Raw genomic sequence first — 7,634 nt, forward strand, 5'->3', positions numbered from 1 at the left:
TTTTCTATAAATGTGACCTTAACGTTTCCTGAAGTAGAAAGCGCTTTCGCTCGCTTGCCAACCGCAGGCCACTTCTCGAACGGAGTCACCCATGCCGCTTTCCCGCTCTCGCCTTGCCGACGCTGCCAAATGGCTGCTGGCCCCGACGATCTTCGGGGCGCTGGCGCACGGCGCGGTGGCCGCCACCATCTGCGACCGCTATTGCGACGGCCGCGACCCGGCGCTCTCGCCCGGCGACCGCCAGGCCGTCAGCGCAACGATCTACTCGCGCAAGCTGGTGCTGCACCTCGACGACGCCGACGACATGGGCTGGGCCTCGATCGAGAACGGCTCGCCGGGCGACGAGGTGTGGCTCGACCGCTCGTTCGACAACGGCCGTAGCTGGGCCGGCGGCAGCAAGCTGGGCGACACCACCGTGCCCGCGGGCAACCAGGGCTGGCGCACGCAGATGTTCAATGTCGACGACTGGGCCAACCGCGGCGTGGGTGTGCTGCGCGCCTGCGGCAAGGCGGGCGACCGGCCCGAGATCGCCTGCACCGCCTGGGCCCGCACGACCTGGAACGCCGGCGATCGGCGCACGGCGGCCGCCACCGCGCTGATGGGCTTCTACAACCAGGGTACGGGTTTGTTCGATACCACCGGTTGGTGGAATTCGGCCAATGCGCTGACGGCGCTCATACAGAACATCCAGGCGAGCGGCATGGGGAGTTACACCTACGCCATTGCCAACACCTACGACCGCAATATCAATTCTGCCAAGGGTCAATTCCGAAATGACTATATCGACGATACCGGCTGGTGGGGCCTGGCCTGGATCGCCGCATATGACCAGACTAAAGACCAGCGCTACCTGAATACCGCCAAGGCCGACGCCGACTACATGGCCACATTCTGGGACGGCACCTGCGGCGGCGGTGTTTGGTGGAGCGACGCCAAAACCTACAAGAACGCGATCGCCAACAGTTTGTACCTGCACCTCACCGCGGCGCTGCATAACCGCATCCCCGGCGACACGCTGTATTTGAAGCGGGCCAAGGACGAGTGGGCGTGGTTCAAGGGCACCGGCATGGTCAACGCCGACAACCTGGTCAACGACGGCATCAGCCTGACGACCTGCAAGAACAACGGCTCGCAGGTCTGGACCTACAACCAGGGCGTGCTGGTGGGCGCGCTGGCCGAGCTGTACCGCGCCACTGGCGACAAGACCGTGAAGACGATGGCCAAGCGCATCGCCAATGCGTCGACCACGACACCGCTGCTGCACGACGCCAACGGCATCTTGCGCGAGCCCTGCGAAAACAACGGCTGCGGCGGCGACGGCCCATCGTTCAAGGGCGCGCATGTGCGCGGCCTGCGCGCGCTGAACACGCTGCTGGCCAAGCACCCGTACACCGCTTACCTGAAGCGTCAGGCCGACAGCGCCTATGCGAACGACCGCAACCCGCAAGACGCCTACGGCCTGCACTTTGCCGGGCCGCTGGATTCGATCGACGCCGCCCGCCAGCACAGCGCGCTGGACCTGCTGAACGCGGCGCCCTGACCTGATCACAACAAGAAGGGGCCGGCGCTGCCACCCGTAGCGCACGGCCCTGCCCCGCGCTGCAGCGGCCTGAGGAATACCCAACAACTTCAGAGGAGTTTCCGAATGAGAAGGCTCAAGACGACCGAGCGCCGAATCGCGCTCCAGGTCGTGCTCGCCGCAGGCTTGGCACTCGCCGCCTGCGGGGGCAACGACACTTCCGACGACACCAACGCCGAGGCCGACAGCGACGAGCGCGCCCAGGCGCTGGCCGCCGGCACGGAGGCCGCGAATGCGGACCTGCTGGCGATGGTCAACCCCTTCATCGGCACCAAGATCGGCAACCCCGATGGCGATCAGGGCACCGGCGGCGCGGTGGGCAACACCTTCCCCGGGGCGACGCTGCCCTTCGGCATGGTGCAGTTCAGCCCCGACACCGGCTACGGCGAGTTCTACGGCTTCGGTGGCTACAACTACGACAAGGGCGTGATCCAGGGCATCAGCCTGATCCACTCCAGCGGCACCGGCTGCTCGATCCAGCAGGACATCTCGTTCCTGCCCATCGTCGGCAACGTGGGCCAGTCGCCCGGCACGCACCTGAGCAGCTACCAGGTGCCCTACTCGCATGCCAACGAAACGGCGACGCCGGGCTATTACCGCGTCGGGCTGAACAACGGCGTCAACAACGAGCTGACGATCAGCAAGCGCGCCGGCTTCGGCCGCTTCACCTGGCCGCAGACGAACGACGCGACGATGATCCTGAACGTCGGCCGCAACGGCGTGGGTGCGCGCAGCGCGATGCTCGAGATCGTCGGCACCAACGAGGTCCGCGGCTTCGTCGAGACCGGCGGCGTCTGCGGTGGCGGCGGCTACTTCGTCTACTTCCACGGCCAGTTCGACAAGCCCTTCGCGAGCTTCGGCACCTACCAGGGCGATACGGTCACGCCTGGTTCGCGCAACGCACCGCGGGCGCAGAACAACGGCGGCTGGGTCAAGTTCGCCGGCGGCGGCCAGGTGCACCTGCGCGTCGGCGTGTCCTACGTCAGCACCGACAACGCCAAGCTCAACATGCAGACCGAGCTGGCCAGTGTCGACTTCGACACCGTCAAGACCTCGGCCAAGACGAGCTGGAACAAGCTGCTGAACAAGGTGCAGGTCACCGGCGGCTCGACCGACGACCGCACCAAGTTCTACACCGCGCTGTACCACTCGCTGCTGCACCCCAACCTGTTCAGCGATGTGAACGGCCAGTACATCGGCTTCGACAACAAGATCTACACGGCCGACGGCTGGGACAAGTACGCCACCTTCTCGGGCTGGGACATCTACCGCTCGCAGGTGCAGCTGATCGGCTGGCTGCAGCCCAAGGTGGCCAGCGACATGGCGCAGTCGATGGTGGTCGATGCCGAGAAAGGCGGCGGCGGTTACCCGAAGTGGCCGACGGCGAACGACGACACCTGCGTGATGGTGGGTGATGCCGGCGCGGCGATCGTGGCCAACCTGCACGCCTTCGGCGGCAAGAACTTCGATACCGCCTCGGCGCTGAAGTACATGGAGCAAGCTGCCACGCAGCCGGGCACGCGCTCGCGCAACTGCGAAACCCGCGTCGGCCTGGCCGCGCAGCAGAGCCACGGCTACATCCCGAACGGCGCCGGCGGCGTGTGGGGCCCCTCGGCCACGACGCTGGAATACGCGCTGGCCGACTCGGCGATCGCCCATTTCGCTGCGGCGCTGGGCAACAACGCCAAGCGCGACCAGTACCTGGGCTATGCGCAAGACTGGAAGTCGCTGTACTCGGACTTCTCGGGTTACGTGCACCCGCGCCTGGACACCGGCGGCTTCGTCAACGGCTTCAGCCGCACCAGCGGCGACAGCTTCGTCGAAGGCAACTCGGCGCAGTACACCTGGATGGTGCCGCAGAACTACCGCGGGCTGTTCGACCGCATGGGGGGCAACGCCGCGGCCATCGCCCGCCTGGACGAGCACTTCACCAAGCTCGACGACGGCGCCAACAGCCCGTATGCCTTCATGGGCAACGAGCCCGAGCACGGCTCGCCCTGGGCCTACCTGTTCGCGGGCGCGCCGTACAAGTCGCAGCAAGTGGTTCGCCGCATCCTGACCGACCTGTACCGCAACAGCGCCGACGGGCTGAACGGCAACGACGACCTCGGCGCCACCTCGGCCTGGTATGTGTGGGGCGCGCTGGGCCTGTACCCCGAGCTGCCGGGCCTGGGCGGCTTCGTGGTCGGCAGCCCGCTGTTCCCGACCACCAAGATCAAGATGGGCAACGGCAAGATCCTGACGATCAAGGCTCCGAACGCAGGCGCCAACGGCACCTACATCCAGAGCATGAAGATCAACGGCGTGGCCAACACCAGCACATGGCTGCCGCTGACCAAGCTGAAGGCCGACACCACGCTGCAGTTCGACCTGGGCGCCACGCCGAATATCAGTTGGGGCAGCGCACCGGCCGATGCACCGCCTTCGTTCGAGCACCCGCGTGTCACGCAAAGCAGCACGACATTCAGCGCCGATTTCGACAGCCGCAATTCGCAGCCGGACTGGAACGACACGATCGACTTCGCGGCCAACATCACCGGCTACTGCTGCGGCCTGAACCACATGGAGACATCGACCCGCCGCGAGGGCGGCACGCACAGCGGCGCCGGCGCGCTGATGTACTCGGGCAACGACAACGATGCCACGCAGTCCTACTCGTACAACAAGGTCTTCGACGTCAACATCCCAGTGGGCAACGCGACGACGCTGTCGTACTGGATCAAGCCGAGTGCCGTGTCGGCCAACAGCGCCTTCGTGGCGATCGACCTGCTCTTCACCGACGGCACCAGCCTGCGTGATTCGGGCGCGGTCGACCAGAACGGCGTCCGCGTGCACCCCGAGTTCCAGGGCCGCGGCGGCAAGCTGGTGCTCGACAGCTGGAACGAGGTGCGCTCGAACATCGGCCAGTGGGCCGCCGGCAAGACGATCGACCGCATCGTCGTCGGCTACGACCGGCCCGACGCGACCGGGCAGTTCCGCGGGCTGATCGACGATTTGCGAATCGGCGCGCCTTGAGGCGCGGCGTCAGCGTCGCATCAGCATCGGTTTTCTAGACTCCTCTGGGAGAGAGGGCCGATCGGGTCGGCGGGGCGGGGTTGTTGGGGCCCCGCCGGCCCCCGCTGGGCTACTTCCACTCAAACAGCTGGCCCTTGGTGTGCCCTTGGGCATCGACCTCGTACTCGAACAGGCCGGCGATGCTGGTCAGTTTCGAGAACGTCGGTGACTTGCTGTCGAAGTAGATGGCGCCGCGGTACTTGATGCTGCCGTCTTTTTGCAGCAGGCCAATGCCCTGGCCGGTCCAGCTGGCCATTTCGCCCTTGTCGCCCATCACGATGCCCTGGCCCTGGCCGAAGAGGGTACCGTCGGCGCGCAGCGCGGCGGTGTAGGTGCCGGTTTCAGTGGTGGCCAGGCCCATCAGCCTGCCGGTGCTCTGGAACGAGGTTTCCATCGTCGGCGAGCCGCCGGGGTTCGGTAGCACGCGCTGAGAGATGACCTTGCCTACGCCTTCGCCGATCTTTTCACCAAGCATGGTGTGCTCCTGTGCCGCGGCAACAGCAACTGCCCGGCGCAGACCCGCGGCCCCTGCCCGGCAGCGCGCAGCAAAGATCCCTCCTGCCGCGTGTTGCGCACGGTAGACCTGCGGCCCACACGGCACAAGCGGCTTGCTGGCGGCGTCGTGGTTATTCGCCGGCCCGCTTCAGTGCGACGGCGTGGCCAGCACGCGCAAGACCTTGCCGCTGCGCCCGCGCTTGCCGGGCTGGCTGCTGTGGCAGTGGATGTGCACCTCGGGCACGCCCTGGGCCGCCAGAAAAGCCTCCAGGGCCTTGCGCGCCACCCGCAGCTGCTGGGTGACCTCGGCGCCGCCACGCGCGGTGCACAGTGTCAGTTCACGCGGGCCCTGCTGCCGCAGTTGAAAGTCGAACAGGCCGGCCTCTTCTTCGAGCACCGTGCTGATCGCCAACGGCAGCACCTGCACACGCCGCCGGCCGCGGCCGGCCAGGCGCAGCGTGTCGTCGCGCCGGCCCTGGACATCGATCACCGGCAGGTGCGAGCCGCAGGCGCAGGGCGTGGTGGCCAACTGCACCTGGTCGCCCAGGTCGTAGCGGATCAGCGGCTGCACGTGGTTCGCCAGGTTGGTCAGCAAGGTCGTGGCGCTGGCCTGGCCCGGCGGCACGGGGCGTCCGTGTTCGTCAACCGGCTCGAGGATCAACCAGTCGCTGTTCAGGTGCAGTTGCCCCTGGCTGCATTCACCAGCCATCGGCAGGAATTCGGACGCGCCATAGCTGTTGCGCACGCCGCAGCCGAACCCGCACTCGATGCCGCGCCGCATGGCCGGCGTCAGCGTCTCGCCGCCGGTCCAGACCTCGCGCAGCGCCAGCTTCAGGCGGCCCTCGCCCTGGGCCTGCGCCAGCAGCAGCGCCGCACTCGGGTAACTGGCGAGCACGGTCGGCCGCAAGGCCTGGAGCTCGGCCAGCAGTTCGTCGAGCGGCCTCAGGAACGACACGCACTGCAGCCGCGGCGCGAGCATCGGGCTCAGGCGGCGCAGGCGCTCCATCGACACGACGCTGGCGAAGTGACCGCCGATCGCGCCGACGAAGACGATGCGCTCGCTCATCAGCCACGGGTCCAGCAGGCGGTGCCAGAGCGTGGGGGCCGGGCGGCGCACGCTTTCGAGCGCGTCGTAGATGCCCATCGCATGCCGGTCTTGCACGAAGATGCCCGGCTCGCCGGTGCTGCCGGAGCTTTCCCACACGGTGAAGCGGCCCAGGTACGGCTCGCCGACCTGGCTGCTGTCGCGCATGAAACGCTTGATCTCGTCCAGCTTCAGCGCCGGGTCGGTCACCCAGTCGTCGAAGTGGCGCATCAGATCGGCCTTGCGCGAGACGGGCAGGTCCTGCAGCCGCACCGACGAGGCGGGCTGGCTGCCCAGGCGATCGCGGTAGAAACCAGAGCCCTTGGCCGCCGCCGCCAGCAGCGCCCGCAGGCGCTGCGCCTGGCGCGCGGCCAGCCCTTCGGCATCGGCCCGCGAGGCCGCCCACACGTCGGCCGCCACGCTCGTGGTGAACCAGGGGTCGATGGGCAGCAGCATGGCAGGCGTATCGATGGGCCCCAGGAAGACAAAAGGGGCGCCAAGTAAACCTGGCGCCCCTCGTCGTTTTAGGTGGCGGAGACGAAGGGATTCGAACCCTTGATGGAGTTTTAAGCCCCATACTCCCTTAGCAGGGGAGCACCTTCGGCCACTCGGTCACGTCTCCAGCCGAAGCCAGCATTCTAGCCTGATGATTGGGCGTTTTTGCCGGCCCGCATCAGATCGTTGCGCTTATTCGTCGCGCGACGACGCGGTGACCGCGCTCGGATCGTCGAGTTCGAACACCTTGTGCAGGGCGCGAACGGCCAGTTCCATGTACTTCTCGTCGATCACGACCGAGGTCTTGATCTCGCTGGTGCTGATCATCTGGATGTTGATGCCCTCTTCGCTCAGCGCGCGGAACATCTTGCTCGCCACGCCCACGTGGCTGCGCATGCCGATGCCGACGATCGAAACCTTGCAGATCTTCGGGTCGCCCAGCACGGTGGCCGCGCCGGTGGCCGGCTGCACCTTGTTCTTCAGCAGGTCCATCGTGCGCTGGTAGTCGTTGCGGTGCACGGTGAACGAGAAGTCGGTCTTGCCATCGTGCGAGACGTTCTGGATGATCACGTCGACGTCGATGTTCGCGTCGGCCACTTCACCCAGGATCTGGTACGCGATACCGGGCTTGTCGGGCACGCCCATCACGGTGACCTTGGCCTCATCGCGGTTGAAGGCGATGCCGGAGACAACGGCTTGTTCCATCTTGACGTCTTCCTCGAAAGTGATCAGGGTGCCGGACTTGGCCTCTTCGTTGATGTCGATGTCCCAGGGCGTGAAGCTGGACAACACGCGCAGCGGCACACGGTATTTGCCGGCGAATTCGACCGAGCGGATCTGCAGCACCTTGGAGCCGAGGCTGGCCATTTCCAGCATCTCTTCGAAGGTGATGGTGTGCAGGCGGCGCGCCTCGGGCACCACGCGCGG

The 7,634-nt window shown here is 66.7% G+C and carries 5 protein-coding genes and 1 tRNA gene; 2 read left to right on the top strand and 4 right to left on the bottom strand.

Features of this window, described 5'->3' with window-relative positions:
- The first annotated feature begins 91 nt into the window (after positions 1-91).
- On the top strand, positions 92-1,540 hold the full coding sequence (locus ACE3SG_RS20800) for a glycoside hydrolase family 76 protein (RefSeq protein WP_374568116.1): 1,449 nt from the start codon (positions 92-94) through the stop codon (positions 1,538-1,540).
- Positions 1,541-1,645: 105 nt separating this feature from the next.
- Positions 1,646-4,594 (top strand): GH92 family glycosyl hydrolase, encoded by a 2,949-nt coding sequence (locus ACE3SG_RS20805; RefSeq protein ID WP_374568117.1) that lies wholly within the window; start codon positions 1,646-1,648, stop codon positions 4,592-4,594.
- A 109-nt stretch (positions 4,595-4,703) separates the two neighbouring features.
- Here ACE3SG_RS20805 and ACE3SG_RS20810 read toward each other — a convergent pair whose 3' ends face one another.
- The 4 genes from ACE3SG_RS20810 to ACE3SG_RS20825 all read right to left on the bottom strand — a co-directional run.
- Positions 4,704-5,108 carry a hypothetical protein gene (locus tag ACE3SG_RS20810; RefSeq protein ID WP_374568119.1) on the bottom strand — a complete coding sequence of 135 codons (405 nt, stop codon included), beginning with the start codon at positions 5,106-5,108 and terminating at the stop codon, positions 4,704-4,706.
- Positions 5,109-5,276: 168 nt separating this feature from the next.
- The gene (locus ACE3SG_RS20815) at positions 5,277-6,668 is read right to left on the bottom strand and encodes a phenylacetate--CoA ligase family protein (protein ID WP_374568120.1); all 1,392 of its coding nucleotides are present in this window, start codon (positions 6,666-6,668) and stop codon (positions 5,277-5,279) included.
- A gap of 73 nt (positions 6,669-6,741) precedes the next feature.
- A tRNA-Ser gene (locus ACE3SG_RS20820) sits at positions 6,742-6,834 on the bottom strand.
- A gap of 65 nt (positions 6,835-6,899) precedes the next feature.
- Positions 6,900-7,634: aspartate kinase (locus tag ACE3SG_RS20825; protein WP_374568121.1), on the bottom strand; the 735-nt coding region annotated here is incomplete at its 5' end.

Origin of the sequence: Ideonella sp. (assembly GCF_041914305.1) — a bacterium.
Lineage (GTDB): Bacteria > Pseudomonadota > Gammaproteobacteria > Burkholderiales > Burkholderiaceae_C > Ideonella.